Origin of the sequence: Sulfurovum sp. AR, assembly GCF_000296775.1 — a bacterium.
GTDB lineage: Bacteria > Campylobacterota > Campylobacteria > Campylobacterales > Sulfurovaceae > Sulfurovum > Sulfurovum xiamenensis.
In genome coordinates this window covers 38,514-54,493 of sequence record NZ_AJLE01000007.1, presented here as the reverse complement: position 1 = coordinate 54,493, position 15,980 = coordinate 38,514, and the positions used below count along the sequence as shown (strand labels likewise).

Annotated in this window: 15 protein-coding genes, 1 tRNA gene and 1 pseudogene; 15 read left to right on the top strand and 2 right to left on the bottom strand. The window is 40.1% G+C overall.

Annotated features, from left to right (window positions below; translation table 11 throughout):
* The 3 genes from nuoL to nuoN are packed head-to-tail and all read left to right on the top strand — an operon-like array spanning position 1 to position 4,946.
* Positions 1–1,920, top strand: coding sequence for an NADH-quinone oxidoreductase subunit L (gene nuoL / locus SULAR_RS07575; RefSeq protein ID WP_008244676.1), 1,920 nt, complete (start codon positions 1–3; stop codon positions 1,918–1,920).
* 9 nt (positions 1,921–1,929) lie between these two features.
* A complete protein-coding gene (locus SULAR_RS07570; protein WP_008244675.1) occupies positions 1,930–3,456 on the top strand; it encodes an NADH-quinone oxidoreductase subunit M in 1,527 nt (508 codons plus the stop codon).
* Complete coding sequence (gene nuoN / locus SULAR_RS07565; RefSeq protein WP_008244672.1) at positions 3,456–4,946, top strand: NADH-quinone oxidoreductase subunit NuoN; 1,491 nt, start codon at positions 3,456–3,458, stop codon at positions 4,944–4,946. The genes SULAR_RS07570 and nuoN overlap by 1 nt, the downstream gene beginning before the upstream one ends.
* 61 nt (positions 4,947–5,007) lie before the next feature.
* On the opposite strand, the gene miaA is transcribed toward nuoN, so the two are convergent.
* Positions 5,008–5,910, bottom strand: coding sequence for a tRNA (adenosine(37)-N6)-dimethylallyltransferase MiaA (gene miaA, locus SULAR_RS07560; RefSeq protein ID WP_008244670.1), 903 nt, complete (start codon positions 5,908–5,910; stop codon positions 5,008–5,010).
* 99 nt (positions 5,911–6,009) lie between these two features.
* On the opposite strand from miaA, the gene SULAR_RS07555 reads away from it, so the two are divergent.
* The 10 genes and pseudogenes from SULAR_RS07555 (at position 6,010) to SULAR_RS07510 (ending at position 12,746) form a co-directional block, all read left to right on the top strand.
* A complete protein-coding gene (locus tag SULAR_RS07555; protein ID WP_008244668.1) occupies positions 6,010–6,570 on the top strand; it encodes a phosphatidylcholine/phosphatidylserine synthase in 561 nt (186 codons plus the stop codon).
* 9 nt (positions 6,571–6,579) lie between these two features.
* Positions 6,580–7,407 carry a menaquinone biosynthesis prenyltransferase MqnP gene (gene mqnP / locus SULAR_RS07550; protein ID WP_008244667.1) on the top strand — a complete coding sequence of 276 codons (828 nt, stop codon included), beginning with the start codon at positions 6,580–6,582 and terminating at the stop codon, positions 7,405–7,407.
* A 27-nt stretch (positions 7,408–7,434) separates the two neighbouring features.
* On the top strand, positions 7,435–7,758 hold the full coding sequence (locus SULAR_RS07545; RefSeq protein ID WP_008244666.1) for a hypothetical protein: 324 nt from the start codon (positions 7,435–7,437) through the stop codon (positions 7,756–7,758).
* On the top strand, positions 7,758–8,459 hold the full coding sequence (locus SULAR_RS07540) for a uracil-DNA glycosylase family protein (RefSeq protein WP_008244665.1): 702 nt from the start codon (positions 7,758–7,760) through the stop codon (positions 8,457–8,459). Before SULAR_RS07545 ends, SULAR_RS07540 begins: the two co-directional genes overlap by 1 nt.
* A gap of 53 nt (positions 8,460–8,512) precedes the next feature.
* A tRNA-Arg gene (locus SULAR_RS07535) sits at positions 8,513–8,589 on the top strand.
* Between the two features lie 182 nt (positions 8,590–8,771).
* Positions 8,772–9,650, top strand: coding sequence for a hypothetical protein (locus SULAR_RS07530; protein WP_008244664.1), 879 nt, complete (start codon positions 8,772–8,774; stop codon positions 9,648–9,650).
* Positions 9,650–10,266 (top strand): annotated as a pseudogene (gene gmk / locus SULAR_RS07525) (guanylate kinase). Before SULAR_RS07530 ends, gmk begins: the two are co-directional and overlap by 1 nt.
* A 66-nt stretch (positions 10,267–10,332) precedes the next feature.
* Positions 10,333–10,554 (top strand): twin-arginine translocase TatA/TatE family subunit, encoded by a 222-nt coding sequence (locus tag SULAR_RS07520; RefSeq protein WP_008244663.1) that lies wholly within the window; start codon positions 10,333–10,335, stop codon positions 10,552–10,554.
* A gap of 106 nt (positions 10,555–10,660) precedes the next feature.
* On the top strand, positions 10,661–12,358 hold the full coding sequence (argS, locus tag SULAR_RS07515; RefSeq protein ID WP_008244661.1) for an arginine--tRNA ligase: 1,698 nt from the start codon (positions 10,661–10,663) through the stop codon (positions 12,356–12,358).
* Positions 12,359–12,419: 61 nt separating this feature from the next.
* Positions 12,420–12,746 carry a hypothetical protein gene (locus SULAR_RS07510; RefSeq protein ID WP_008244659.1) on the top strand — a complete coding sequence of 109 codons (327 nt, stop codon included), beginning with the start codon at positions 12,420–12,422 and terminating at the stop codon, positions 12,744–12,746.
* Between the two features lie 47 nt (positions 12,747–12,793).
* Here the strand turns inward: SULAR_RS07510 and nadD are convergent, their stop codons facing one another.
* Positions 12,794–13,711: a nicotinate (nicotinamide) nucleotide adenylyltransferase gene (gene nadD / locus SULAR_RS11040; protein WP_008244656.1), complete on the bottom strand. Its 918-nt coding sequence runs from the start codon at positions 13,709–13,711 to the stop codon at positions 12,794–12,796.
* 61 nt (positions 13,712–13,772) lie between these two features.
* Between nadD and gap the strand changes: the two genes are divergently transcribed.
* On the top strand, positions 13,773–14,768 hold the full coding sequence (gene gap, locus SULAR_RS07500; RefSeq protein WP_008244654.1) for a type I glyceraldehyde-3-phosphate dehydrogenase: 996 nt from the start codon (positions 13,773–13,775) through the stop codon (positions 14,766–14,768).
* A gap of 12 nt (positions 14,769–14,780) precedes the next feature.
* Positions 14,781–15,971, top strand: a complete 1,191-nt coding sequence (pgk, locus tag SULAR_RS07495) for a phosphoglycerate kinase (RefSeq protein ID WP_008244653.1) — start codon at positions 14,781–14,783, stop codon at positions 15,969–15,971.
* Positions 15,972–15,980: the final 9 nt, after the last annotated feature.

The window sequence follows — 15,980 nt, the reverse complement described above, 5'->3', positions numbered from 1 at the left end:
ATGGAAAATTTAGTATATGTAGCACTTTTTGCACCATTTGTAAGTTCTCTTTTTGCAGCTTTATTTGGTATGAGTGAAAGAAAAATATTTGTAGGTATTGTTGGTTCTATACTTATAGGTGTAGCATTCGTTGCTTCTGCAACCTTGGCATACAATCTTTACACGACAGGTACAGTTGTACATGTAACGATGATGGATTGGATCAATGCAGGAGATCTTAACATACCGTTTGGTTTTGTGGTTGATCAGATCTCGGTAACGATGATGACAGTGGTGACTTTGGTTTCTACTGTAGTACATATCTATGCGATTGGTTATATGGACCATGATAAGAGTTTCAACAGATTCTTCTCATACCTCTCTGCCTTTGTATTCTCTATGATGATACTTGTAATGTCAGATAACTTTGCCGGTCTGTTTATAGGTTGGGAAGGTGTTGGTGTCTGTTCATGGCTACTGGTTGGTTTCTGGTACCATAAGCCGGACCAGGCAAGAGAAGACAATCCTTCTATTTCCCCTTCATGGGCAGCAAATGAAGCATTTATTATGAACCGTATCGCTGACCTTGGTATGTTGGTCGGTATCTTTATCCTTTATTGGAACACGGGTTCTTTGCAGTATGATGAAGTATTTGCACAACTTCCATATCTTGGTGAAACAGTGTTAGTAACGGCTGCGATCGCACTCTTTATCGGTGCGATGGGTAAATCAGCACAATTCCCGCTTCACACATGGCTAACAGATGCAATGGAAGGTCCTACTCCTGTTTCTGCATTGATCCACGCAGCAACAATGGTAACAGCAGGGGTTTTCCTGGTTATTAGATCTAACCCTCTGTACAGTATGGAAGAAGTTGCAGGGGTGAGTTTCTTCATTGCATCCCTTGGTACCTTTGTTGCATTCTACGCAGCCTCTATGGCATTGGTTGAACGTGACCTGAAAAGAATTATTGCATACTCTACACTTTCACAGTTAGGGTATATGTTTGCAGCAGCAGGACTTGGTGCGTACTGGATCGCAATGTTCCACCTAGCAGCGCACGCATTCTTTAAAGCACTCCTCTTCCTTGGTGGAGGTAACGTAATGCATGCAATGCATGATGAACTAGATCTCTTTAAGATGGGTGCACTAAGAAAGAAGATGAGAGGGACATGGATCTACATGACCATCGCTTCGATTGCACTTGCTGGTCTACCGCCACTTGCAGGATTCTGGTCCAAAGATGCGATTATTGAGACAGCATTTAACGAACATACCTATGTTTTATGGGCTATGTTGGTCATCACAGCTGGTATGACAGCATTCTATTCATTTAGACAAATATTCCTATCGTTCCATGGTGAAGACCGCCATACGCCGTTAGGATTCCATCCACATGAAATGTATAAGTTTGTACTCGTAGCAATGTCACCTCTTGCAGTATTGGCTATCATCACCGGTTGGTTTATGGGACAATACAAAGCATTTATCTATGAGATAGGAAACAGTGTACAGTATGAAATGTCTGAGCATACACACCACCTGGCAACCTATTTAGGGCTGATTGTTATCTTTTTCGCAATTTCAGGTATCGCGTATGCGTACTATAGATATGCAAGAACAGGTGAGAATGCTTGGGAAAGAAGTGAGAAAGTTGAGAACGGTTTCTTCTATAAACTACTTGCTAACCAATATTATGTGCCTAAATTCTATGAAGAGTTCATCACTAAACCATATATGATGATCTCTGAGAAATTCTGGACACAGGTGGATCTGAAAATAGTAGATGCAACTGTAGACAACATTGCGAAGTTCCTTTACGGTTCTGGTGATAAAACAAGAAGTATGCAAACAGGTAACCTTTCAAACTATCTAAACTGGATGGCTGTTGGTGCTGTACTGTTATTGGTAATCGCTGCGATTTCAGCGATGATAGGTTAAGGGGTAAAAATGGAAAATATTTTAAGTATATTGGTCTTCTTCCCGGCAGTTGCAGGATTGCTTGGGTTTATAGTAGATAAAGAGAGTGCAAGAACCTATGGTATTACTGTAGCTGCAATTGAATTTTTGCTTTCTTTATGGTTATGGTTTAGTTTTGATACATCAAACGCAGGTATGCAGTTTGTAGAGATGATCCCGTTGATCCCTGATATGGGTATCTCCTATTATCTTGGTGCTGATGGTATCTCATTGTTCATTATTCTTATGACAACATTGATGACACTGATCGGTATGGCAAGTATGGGTGAAACAAAAAATATCAAAAATATGATCGTAACACTTCTTTTCCTAGAGATGACAATGGTAGGTGTATTTGTTGCACTTGATGCGATCATCTTCTATTTATTCTGGGAGCTTTCTCTTGTACCGATGCTTTATATCGTTGGTGCGTGGGGTGGACCATTAAGAGTCTATGCGGCGATCAAATTCTTCCTTTATACATTCATGGGTTCACTTATCATGCTTGTAGGTATGTTGTTTGTCGCATACATTTACCATAACCTTACAGGAGTATGGAGTTTTGCCATTACAGATTGGTATGCATTGGTTTTACCTGTGAATTACCAGTTATGGTTGTTTGCCGCATTCTTTATCGGATTTGCGATCAAAGTACCGATGTTCCCGTTCCACACATGGATCCCTTATGCACACGGGCAGGCACCTACGATCGGTTCGGTTATTCTTGCTGCGGTACTTCTTAAAATGGGTACCTATGGATTTGTAAGGTTCTCGCTTCCAATGTTCCCGGATGCCTCTGTCTTGGCTATCACACCGATTGCAGTGTTATCACTTATTATGATTATCTATACAGCAATGATCGCTTATGCGCAAAAAGATATGAAGCAAGTGATTGCATACTCTTCAGTATCACACATGGGTATTATTATGCTTGGTCTTTTTGCAATGAATGCAGAAGGTTTGTCAGGTTCAGTATTCCAAATGTTGTCTCATGGTATCGTGTCGGGTGCACTCTTTATGCTTGTGGGTATGATCTATGATAGAAGACATACCAAGTTAATGTCTGAATTTGGTGGTATAGCATCCGTGATGCCTAAGTTTGCGGTGATATTCGGGATCATGCTGATGGCATCGGTCGGACTACCGTTGACTATCGGTTTTGTCGGTGAGTTCCTTGTACTTCTTGGTTTCTACCAAGTATCACCAATAATGACTATTTTGGCAGGAACCTCTATTATATTAGGTGCCGTTTATATGCTAAGAGTCATGAAACGTACTTTCTTTGGTCCATTGAATAATGAAGAGAACAAAAAACTCAAAGATCTCAATGGTAGAGAAACATGGTCACTTATCCCATTGGTAGCAATAGTCATTTGGTTAGGGGTATATCCTAAACCAGTACTTGAACCGATAGACAACTCTGTAAAAGCATTGTTAAGCTTTATGGATGAAAAAGCAATTACACAAGAGGCAAAAGATATGATAAGTGTTGCAAAATCAAGTAAGGAGGCAAACTAATGTTAGAGCCAATTAATGTGAGTTTAGAAAGCCTGAACCTTATTACACTAGCACCTATGCTTATAGCGATTGCTGGTGGTTTGATTATTTTGATCATTGATCTTCTTAATGGAAAATTACATAAATCATTGTATGTCATGTTAACGATCTTGGTACTATTCGTTGATTTTGGTTCTGTATTGGGACTCAATGTCAATGAACGCGGATTCTTTGATGTGATGTTGATTGATGGTATATCTATTGTATCTCAGCTGATGATCATTGGTGGTTCAATGATATTCATACCATTAGCATTGACATCCAAAAGATTCCATGAGTATTCTTATCCTGAATTCTTTGCACTTTTCTTATTTATGATCGCAGGATTCCAGTTCATGGTAGCGACAGACAATTTAATCCTTATCTTTGTTGGACTTGAGACAGCATCGCTTGCACTCTATACACTGATCGCATTGCATAACAGAGCGAACTCGTATGAAGCTGCAGTGAAGTATTTTACTATGGGTGCACTGGCAGCAGGATTCTTTGCTATGGGTTCAGCGGTTGTTTATGCACTCACAGGTTCAGTAGAACTTTATAAAGTGGCAGAGGTTATGGCGACGCGCTTGAATGAAACAGGATTAATGATCGCTGTATTTGGTTCATCCGTATTGTTACTTGTTGCTTTTGCTTTCAAACTTTCTCTCTTCCCGTTCCATACATGGGTACCGGATGTTTATGAAGGGGCATCTGCAGCGTTGGCTGGATATATGTCAGTGGTACCTAAAATTGCTGCGTTTGTAGTGAGTATCAGACTCTTTGGTATGTATATTGATCTTGGTATCGAATGGGTAAGATGGACGATCCTTATCATTGCAGTACTTACGATGACACTTTCAAATATCATGGCATTGGTACAAAATGATGTCAAGCGTATGCTTGCATACTCATCTATATCTCATGCAGGTTTTATCATCGCAGCATTGGCTCTAGATACCACAGAGGGTAACACAGCAATATTCTTATACTATGCACTCTTTATGTTTACAAACCTTGGTGCATTCTCAATGTTGTGGATCTCACGTCATAAAAAGAGAAGATTTGATTCACGTTATGACCATCCGTATGAAAAGTTTGCAGGTCTGATCCAGATCATGCCGATGGGTGCAGTTATCATGGGACTCTTTATGTTCTCGCTTGCGGGTGTACCTCCATTCTCAGTGTTTTGGGGTAAAGTCTATGTGATGCAGGCAGCGGTAAATGCTGGTTATATCTGGTTAGCGATCATCATGGGGCTTAACTCAGCGATCGCTGCATATTACTATATGAAACTTGTGGTGTATATGTTCTTGAAAGATCCGGTAAAAGATGTGGATGTAGTCTACTATAACATCTCTAAACCATTGATGGCCATGGTCGGTTTCGCGACTGTTGCAACTGTTGCAGCCATTTTCTATGTACAGCCGCTTGTATCATATATCTATTATATGATCAGTGCCAGCGGGTACTAAGATTTAGCGTTCAGCGTTGAGCGCTGAGCGTGTAGAAAGGTTGATGTTCCGACCTTTTCTCTTACAATAACAATTTTTCCAACATTTTTACATCCCCTTTTATCACGTTATCAAACTGAGAGTTATTAAACGTTGTCTGGCGTTTAGCCAATCGTGCAGTATTGGTAGTGATTTTTTCACTAAGCATTTTTTTGTCATAGATCCCGTCCAGGTAAGCCAATGTCTCTTTGATCCCTATAGATTTCATACAGTTGGGTGAGCGTGTATACTTCTTCTCCAGTGTACATATCTCATCAATCAAACCATCATTGATCATTATTTTAGTACGCAAGGCGATACGTTCACGAAGTTTTTCTCTTTCAATCTCTATCTGATAGATAGGAAGTGGTTCAGTTACAGTAGGTTGCGGTGGAAATTGTTTAAAATATTGTGTGGGGGTCAGGCCGGTTTCCAAATAGATGTTCAATGCTTTTTCTATACGGTAGGGATCATTGGGCTCGATCTTTGACATGTACTGTGTATCTAACCCATGAAGCCACATATAGCTCTTTTGTAAATCTTGTAAATATATTTTGGTTTTTGCATCGGTCTCATTTGAAATGTTGGGTAATTCACTGATACCTTCTATGAGCATTTTGAGGTAAAAACTGGTCCCACCAACGATCACAAGGTTTTTCCTACCCTCCAGGCAGCGTCTATGTACCTCATGATAAAGCCTGATAAAGGTCGTGACATCAAAATTTTCATTAGGGTAGAGGTGATCTATACCAAAATGTACAATACCTTCTCGTTCACTCAACGTAGGTTTTGCAGAGACAATATCAATATCCTTATAGATAGAGAGTGAATCCAGTGATAGAATATAGGCATTCATCTGTTGTGCTATTTTGATGGAAAGTGCTGTCTTTCCTGAGGCAGTAGGACCGATGAGTGCAAGCTGTTTAAAGGTTTTAAGACTCGGCATTTAGTGCCTCACTGTAGTGTATTTTGATACTTCTCATAGCGTAATCATACCATAACCCCAAAAAGGATAAAATACCACTATAGATATAGAAGGGCAGGAATGAATTTATTTGACAAGAACAACCGTTTTAACATTGCCAACCTGGTAACCTATTTGAATGTCTCAGCAGGTATCATGGCAATATTTTTTATCGTGAAAGGTGATTTCTTCACCGCTATCGTTTTAGCATGGATAGGCGGTGCCTGTGACATTATTGATGGCAAGCTGGCACGTAAATACAGTCTTTCAACAGAGTTTGGGATCCAACTTGACAGTTTTGCAGATTTCCTCTCTTTTGTGGTCATGCCGCCGTTTTTACTTTTTTATGCAGTCAAACACTATAGTGGTATTAGTGGTGTAGAAGAACTGCTGTTGGGTTTGGTATTTATCTGGTATATCATCAATGGTTTGAGAAGACTGGTAGAATTTAACCTTAAAGTGGATGTTGGAGAGGTTGAAAAGTACTTTGAAGGTGTGCCTACACCTTTAGGTGCTATTCTTTTATGGATCCTCTATCTCCTGAATGCTTATGGAGTGATCACAAATGTATACGTTATCGTTGTTTTAGTACTGATCATCGCATGGTCACTGAACTCTAAACTGAAAATCCCTCATCCGTAGAGTGAAACAGTGAATCGTTTTAAAGAGAAATTGAACCATTTTTCAGAATTGGTCATGTTTAAGCATTCAGTGTTCTCCTTACCCTTTATCTTTATAGCAATGCTTGTTGCTGCACAAGGTTGGTTTGGCTGGAAGCTGCTGTTTTTAGGTACAATGGCAGCAGTCACTGCGAGAAACTTTGCTATGGGGGTGAACCGTTATCTTGATAGAGATATTGACAGACTGAATCCTCGTACCAAAGGTCGTCCTTCTGTAGACGGCAGAGTGTCAAATGAACAAATGGTAGGATTTATAGTATTGAATGCCTTGTTGTTTATGGTGGTTGCATATTTCGTGAACAGTTTGGCTTTTAAGCTCTCATTGCCTATTTTGATTGTACTAGGGGCCTATACATTTTTTAAGCGTTTCTCTTCAATGGCACACCTTATTTTAGGGGTAAGTTTGGGACTGGCACCTATAGCAGGTGTAGTGGCAGTAAACGGCGAGATCACTTTATGGTCTATTTATCTGGCAATGGGTGTGATGTTCTGGGTCGCAGGATTTGACCTGCTATACTCTCTGCAAGATATCGAATTTGATAAAGCCCATGGGTTGCACTCTATCCCTTCTAAGTTTGGGGCAAACAAGACCATGTGGATCGCAAGGCTATTCCACTTTTTTGCCATTGTGTTTTGGGCTGCTTTTGTAGTGGCTGCAGGGTTGGCTTTTTGGGCACAGCTCGCTATAGTTTTTTCTACTATCATGTTGGGTTATGAACACTACATCGTCAACAAAGATTTTACAAAAATAGACAAAGCCTTTTTTACAGTGAATGGTTACCTGGGATTTGTTTTTTAATTTTAATTATCGTGGAGGTTCTATAAGATGGAAATGATGGATATGACAGTTTTAGGATTATTGGCACTGTTGGTGATCATACTGTTGATGCTTGTGGGTAGAAACAGTAAATTAGCAAAAGAGAATAAAAAACTCAATGAAATACTGGACGTCAAAAATGTGACGATAGCAAACTATGAAGCATCACGTGTTGCAGTGAAAGATGTGATAGAGAACTTCTCCTCTTTGGATGATGTGATGGAATTGATCAATGCAGGTGAAAGTAAAGCTTCTGTCTCTGAAAAACTGGGTATCCCTGTAAGTAAGATAGAACTGATCATCAAGTTTGATAAACTCAAAAAGAGAGATTAATGTCCAAGAGCTCATGGGAAAGAGTTTTATCTGAAGCGTATGCCTCTCTTGAAGCAGAGTATCAGAGATTTTTAGAAGAAGATGCGGACTACTTCCCTACCAAAGAAAACTACCTGAATGCCTTTAACACACTTCCTAAGGAGAAAGTAAAATACATCCTCTTTGGACAGGACCCTTATCCAAGAAAAGAGAGCGCCGGGGGGTATGCTTTTATCGATACTAAAGTGCAGAACCTTTTTTCAGCCTCTGGTTTAAGTAAAGAGGTCAACCGTGCAACAAGTCTGCGTAATTTTATGAAGATGGCCCTCGTCGCTAGCCATAGGTTGACAACAGATGATACTTCCCAGGAAGCCATTACCAAATTAGATAAAACAGCAATGATCGATTCTATAGATGACCTTCGGCGTAACTTTGAAAAAAACGGGGTACTTCTTTTAAATACGGCACTGATATTTACAGACAAAAAAAGTACGAAAAAACATATCAAAGCATGGAAACCTTTTATCCAAACACTGTTGAATGCTATGGAAGAGAATGCACCAAAACTTATCTTGTTCGGTACGCATGCAAAGGACTTAAAGAGACAATTTTCACTCGATAGATTTGAAACGATCGAACTGGAACATCCCTACAATCATACATTCATTTCCAACCCCAAAGCAATCAAATTATTTGGCCCTATGAATTTACTTGATAAATAAAGATTTCTCTGCTATAATTGCGCTCTAAATTATCGCTACTACATTTTAAATGTGCACTCATAGCTCAGCTGGATAGAGCATCGGTTTGCGGTACCGAAGGTCTCAGGTTCGAATCCTGATGGGTGTACCACTTCTTTTTTGTATCAATCACGCGTTTTCTTTTACTGCTGAATGTATAACGCAATAAAATCACGTAAAATCTGAACACAACGTATAAGAAGGCCTATTTTACTTCAATACATTATCTTTAAACAACCAACTCCTAACCAGATTTATATTATAATAATAACAAATTATCCAAGAGAGCTTTTTATGAACATTCTACTCATTAACATCAATCCTGTTGTCTCAAGATTGCTCGCACTTTGTACAAGAGATGAAAATATAGCACTGGATGAAGTAGTGAGTGCAGATGCAGTGAAGAAAGCGTCATATGATATCATTTTTGTGGATGAAGTCTCTTATGTCAATGATGTGCAAGTGTTACTTGAAGTATTAGATGCAAGAAAAAAAGTTTTTATCTCTTATGCTGGTGAAGCGATGATGGGTTTTGATGAGACTATCAAGAAACCATTTTTACCTTCGCAGATCATCAATGTGATTGAAAGTATTACTCCGAATGATGCTGATGAAAGAGAAGAAGAAACTGCAATAGAAGAAGATATCTCTATTTTTCCATTCTCTTTAGAAAATGAAGAGGCAGAGGATGAGATTTTACCGGATATTGTTTCTAGATCTACAGAAGAGAAAGAGGATGATACTATGTCGGAACTGGAAGAGGATATGAGCCTTCCAGAAGTACTGGACAGGGATGAAGTAGCAAAGATCAAAGCATTGTTAGAGATGGATGATGAGATAGAAGAGAATGAAAATACCATCTCTTTGAGCGATGATGACTATGAAGCGCGTAAAGTGGAAGTGATCAAAGAACAACTGATCGCTGACGGATTGGAGATCGTAGAAGAGAATGAAATAGTCGAAGAATTGAGTTATGATGCTGTAAATGCTCCAGAAGAGAGAGAGGGGACACTTTCTAAGACAAAGCAGGAGACAGGAGTAAATGAAGAGGAACTTTCTCGTATCGAAGTAGCGATCTGGGTTGCACTGGGTCAGATGAAACCTAAAAAGATAAAAAAACTTTTAAAAGGCAAAGAGACGAAAATCAAAATAAAATTAGAGGATGATCAATAATGCAAAAAGGGGCTATTTTAGTACTCTCAGGTCCAAGCGGTGCAGGTAAAAGCACCATTATCAACGCAGCGTCAGATGAGATCGGTGAATATTATTTTTCCATATCTACGACCACACGTGCTCCCAGAGTAGGCGAAGAGGATGGTAAAGATTATTTTTTGTAAGTAAAGAGAGTTTTGAAGAAGATATCAAAGCAGGAAATTTTCTTGAGTATGCGGAGGTACACGGTAACTATTACGGTACATCACTCAAACCTGTAAGAGAAGCCTTGGATGAGGGAAAACTGGTGATATTCGATATCGATGTGCAGGGCCACAGGCTTGTACGTGCAAAGATGAACGATATTACGACATCCGCATTCATCACACCGCCGACCCTCAAAGAGTTGGAGACAAGACTTCGTGCACGCTCAACCGATGATGAGTCTGTCATAGTCAAGCGTATTGAAAATGCAAAAGGTGAGATCAAAGCAGTGGGTGAGTATGACTTCACCATTATCAATGATACAGTGGAGGAAGCGACAAAGCGTTTTGTGATCGTGGCCAAGGCAGCGAGATTGAAACAAAGTGCAGAAGATGAGGAAAAATTTGTTGAACATTGGTTGGCAAATAACTAAGATTAAACATATTGCAGTATAATTATTCAAATTAATGCTCTCTGTAGCGAAATATAAAGGATTAACATGGGTATGCCAAGTATGCCGGAACTATTGATCGTATTAGCGATTGTTGTACTTCTTTTCGGAGCAAAAAAGATTCCAGATCTTGCTAAAGGTATGGGAAGAGGTATCAAAGACTTCAAGAAAGCAATCAAAGAAGATGAAGAAGAGCCTAAAGAGATCGCTTCTAAAGAAGAGCCTAAGGTTGAAGCTTCAAAAGAAGAGAAAAAAAGCGAAAACGCTTAAGTTCGATACTGAGCAGTTCATTGCTCAGTGTTGAAATAATTATTCCTCCAAATAGCTATGAAGCTATTTTCTACTACAATTCCATATTAACTATGACGGAAGACCAATGAAATTAAAACAACAGATCAATAACGTTATCAAAGAAGCTTTTACCAAGGCGGGTATAGAACACGAGCCTATGAGTGTCACCGAAGCGACCAAAGCCGAATTCGGTGATTTCCAGTTCAATGGGGCAATGGCCTTAGCTAAACCCTTAGGTAAGAATCCTAGGATGATCGCTACAGAGATCATAGAAAACCTTGATCTGACCGGAATACTCGAAAAAGCAGAGATAGCAGGTCCCGGTTTCATCAACCTATGGCTTAATCCCTCTTGGCTTGCTTCACAATGTGAATCAGCACGTAAAGATAGCAGATTGGGTGTAGAAAAACGTGAAACACCTGTCAAGGTAGTGGTAGACTATTCTGGTCCGAACATGGCTAAACAAATGCATGTAGGACACTTGCGCTCTTCTATCATCGGTGATACGCTGGCAAACCTTTTAACCTATCTAGGGGATGATGTGATACGTCAAAACCATATCGGAGATTGGGGTACTCAGTTTGGAATGCTCATTGCCTACCTCGAAGAGATACATGAAGAGGGATCGGTAAGTTTAAAAGACCTGGAGCAGTTCTACAAAGATGCAAAAGGACGTTTCGATGAGGATCAGGCATTTGCCGATAAAGCCAGAGAGTATGTGGTAAAAATTCAAAGCGGTGATACCCATTGTTTGGCACTTTGGCAAAAATTTATAGATATCTCTTTGGGACATTGTGAAGAGGTGTATGAAAAACTCGGTGTCAATCTGACACGTGAAGATGTTCGTGCAGAGAGTTTTTACAATGATGACCTGCATAGTGTGATCAGCGATCTGGATGAAAAAGGATTATTGACACAGAGTGACGGTGCACAATGTGTATTCTTGGAAGGCGAGGAAGTCCCGGTTATCGTTCAAAAGGGTGATGGGGGGTACCTCTATGCCACTACAGACCTTGCTGCATTACGCTACAGAGCACAGACATTAGGGGCACAGCGTATCTCTTATGTGGTGGATGCAAGACAGGGAGAGCACTTCAAACAGGTCTTCAGGGTGGCAAAAGAAGCAGGCTTTGTTCCTGAAGATGTGAAGCTTGAACATATCGCATTCGGTACAATGATGGGTCAAGACGGAAAACCATTCAAAACACGTGAAGGCGGTACAGTCAAACTCATTGAATTGCTTGATGAGGCTGTTGCAAAAGCCAAAGAGACGATCAATGACAAAGAGAACTATTCGGAAGGAGAGTTGGAAAGATTGGCCAAGATCATAGGAATCGGGGCCGTAAAGTATGCGGACCTTTCGATCAACCGTGAATCCAACTATATTTTTAACTGGGACAAGATGTTGAGCTTTGAGGGTAACACTTCACTCTATATGCAGTATGCCTATGCAAGGATCCAGAGTATCTTCAGAAAGTATGATGGTCCTATGGAGGGTGATATCATTATCGGTGATGCATTGGAGCATAGACTCTCTACGATGTTGCTCCGTTTTGAAGATGTACTTGACCGTGCTGCAGTAGATGCGGCACCTAACCAGATCACGACCTATCTTTATGAACTGGCAACACTCTTTATGCGTTTTTACGAACAGAATCCTATCCTCAAAGAGGGTGTTGATGAAGTAACTAAGATGAGTCGTTTACTCTTGGCTGACTTGACGGCTAAGACCATCAAACAAGGATTGGATATACTCGGGATCGAGACGGTCGATAAGTTATAATATCTATAACGTTTAGCAAAAATTTGAAGGGATTTGGCTTCTTCAAAGGAGAGAAGTATTGATGAAAGCACTCATTATATTAGTGACCTTTGCTACACTTGGCATCATATTTTTTCAATACCATCGAAGTAAAAATCTCAAAAAACTTTTTACAGCACTTCTTACGCTTGTTGTTATCCTATCATTGGCAGTTGCGGGGAATGTAACACGTCCGGTCATGTCCATATATCTGGCACATTTGATCTTGATGATTATTTCATGGGGAGGATTGATACTCTATCTTGTAAGGGAGAGATATGTTGGGTGGATCATTTTTTCGCCGCTGGTGACCATAGGCTTGTTTTTGTTATTGGAGTGGTTGACAGGTTCAGGGCATGAGTTAGGTTAGGCAAATGACAGATCATTGTCATTTGCAGTATTGGAAGTGAAATTCATCTATGCAGGATCACTATCTTTCTTTTTCTGATTCTCAACAAGTTCATTCAAAAATGTTTCAAGTGAATAGCGTTGTCTGTATTCAGGTATCATGATATGGATAAGGATATCTCCCAGGTCAGCTACGGTCCATTCGTCTGTAGCGTCTGAAGCGATAAACGTTTCCCCCTGTTCTTTGAGTTCTTTTTTGAGATGGTCAAAAAGTGCAAGCGTGTGTTTTCCATTGAGTGAGTTAGCGATCACTACACGTTTTGCTATATAATCTGCATCATCAAGGTTAAATACCTCAATCTCTTCGGCTTTCTTATCGTCAAGTATTTTTACGATGTTTGCTATTCTTTCGTCTATTGTCATATGGTGTTGCCCTTCTAATATATGTTTGACAGATTCTCTGATCTTTTCGTCAATAAATTGTAAATCTTTTTCTTCTCTTATTTGCGTTGAACTCATAGGTGCTTCTATAGGAAGAACCTCCCAGTTCTTTAGCTCATCCGTAGCTAAATGGTGATCATCCCGTGTTGCTATAACCCAGGTCACTGTATCATTCAGCCATTCAAATTCATGCCATTTTGTCAATGTTGACAGGTTGTCAGATCCTATGATCAGATACTTGACATGGTATCTCTGGTTAAAATGTTTTACGCTTTGTGAGGTTACGGTACTTTTGCCTTCTTTGATCTCATAATCATCTACTTTCACATGCTCTATGGGATCAAACAGTGTATGACACCAAGCAAGCCTTGCAGAGGCATCAGCCAGTGAAGATGTTTTAAAAGGGTTCAGATAAGCAGGTACGACAAGCAGTTGATCAATCTGCAACTTTTCTACAGCTTTTTCAACGATAAGTTGATGTCCTTTGTGAGGAGGGTCAAAACTCCCTCCAAAGATAGCTATAGTAGGCTTTTGATGATTAACCAAATACTAACCTCATTTACTGTAAAATTGCGTAATTTTAGCATAATAATCATAAGGGTAAAGTATGGCTGTAAAAGTAGCAATTAACGGACTTGGAAGAATCGGTAGATGTGTGGCGCGTATTATTGCAGATAGGGATGATATTGAACTTGTTGCAGTAAATGCTTCGGGTACCGATGAGATGATCCAGTACAACCTAAAATATGACTCCGTTCATGGAAGACGTAATGATGTCACTGTAGCCGACGGATATTTGAACATCGGTAAAACGAAAGCAAAGATATTTGCAGAACGTGATCTCTCTAAGCTGGATTTTGCCTCTTGTGGTGCTGATCTTGTTCTAGAGTGTACCGGGGCATTCTTGACAGCAGAGAGTGTACAGCCTTATTTGGACAATGGTGTAAAGAAGGTGATTTTTTCTGCACCGGCAAAAGATGACACGGCAACATTCGTACTTGGAGCAAATGCAGAGGATTATGCAGGTGAAGCGATCATCTCCAATGCAAGTTGCACGACCAATGGACTGGCGCCTGTAGCAAAAGTGTTGGATGATGTATTTGGTATAGAAAAAGGGTTGATGACTACGATCCACTCTTATACCTCTTCGCAGCCTATTTTGGATGCAAAACATAAAAAAGACCCGAGAAAAGGACGTGCTGGAGCAACCAATTTGGTACCTACAACAACGGGTGCAGCTAAGGCCATTTCTAAAGTACTTCCGGCACTTTCAGGCAAGTTGAACGGGCAGGCGATAAGAGTACCGACACCGGATGTTTCTATGGTCGACCTGACGGTAACCCTTAACACAAACGTGACAGTTGAAGAGGTACAGGCTGCATTTAAAACAGCCAGTGAAGGATCACATAAAGGTATTTTAGGTGTAGATGAAGAGTACAGGGTTTCTCAAGATTTTGTGGGTGAAGAGTTAAGTACAGTTGTACCGCTCGATACTATACAGGTGATTGGAGACAACATGGTAAAAGTACTCTCTTGGTATGACAATGAGTGGGGATACTCTCGCCGTTTAGTAGATATGGCAGTACATGTAAGTAAAAAGTAAGACAGGGAATAGATGAAAACATTAAAAGATTTAAAGATTGATGGTAAAAGAGTTTTTATAAGATGTGATTTTAATGTACCAAAGGATGAATTTGGGAACATTACAGATGACAGACGTATACGTTCTGCTTTGGCGACAATCCGTTATTGTATCGACAGAGACTGTAAAATCATTCTTGCTTCACACTATGAAAGACCGGAACCAGGGAAGTATGAAGAGAAGTATTCCTTGGCACCTATCGCAAAAAGACTGCGCACCTTACTCAAAGTAGAAAATGATATCTTTATGGCAGAAGATGTCGTGGGTGAAGATGCTAAAGCGAAAGCAGCGGCTATGAAAGAAGGCGATATGCTTTTACTTGAAAATCTTCGTTATGAAGCAGGGGAAACAGAAAATGATATGGTATTTGCAGAACAGTTGGCAAGTTTTGCAGAGTTTTATATCAATGATGCCTTTGGTGCCTGCCATAGAAAACATGCATCTATCGATGCGATCACCAAATTCTTTGATGCAGACCATAAAGCAGCCGGTTTCCTTATGAGTAAAGAGATTAATTTCTTCTCTAAAGTACTTGAAAATCCTGTTCGTCCTTTTATTGCAGTTGTTGGAGGTTCCAAAGTATCTGGGAAGCTACAGGCATTGACAAACCTTATCAATAAAGTAGACAAGATCATCATCGGTGGTGGAATGGCCTTTACTTTCCTTAAGGCACAAGGGTATGAAGTAGGTACTTCATTGGTTGAAGATGATCTGTTGGATGAAGCAAAAGGTATTATGACCAAAGCCAAAGAGCTGGGGGTTAAACTCTATTTACCGGTTGATGTGGTGGTAGCGCCAGAGTTTTCAGAGAAGACGACAGTGAAATTTCTTCCTATACAAGAGATCCCTGCAGGTTGGATGGGACTGGATATAGGTCCTGCATCTTCAAGGCTTTTCCGTGAAGCACTCAATGATGCACAAACGATCATATGGAATGGTCCTATGGGAGTCTATGAGATGGATAGATATTCAAAAGGTAGTTTCGCCATGTCAAATAACATTGCACAAACACATGCAACGACGATTGTAGGGGGTGGGGACACTGCCGATGTAACACAACGTGCCGGTGATGCAGATGAGATGACCTTCGTAAGTACAGGTGGTGGAGCAAGCCTGAAATTGATAGAAGGTATTTCTCTGCCAGGAATTGAAGCACTTGATTAAAAGGATTTT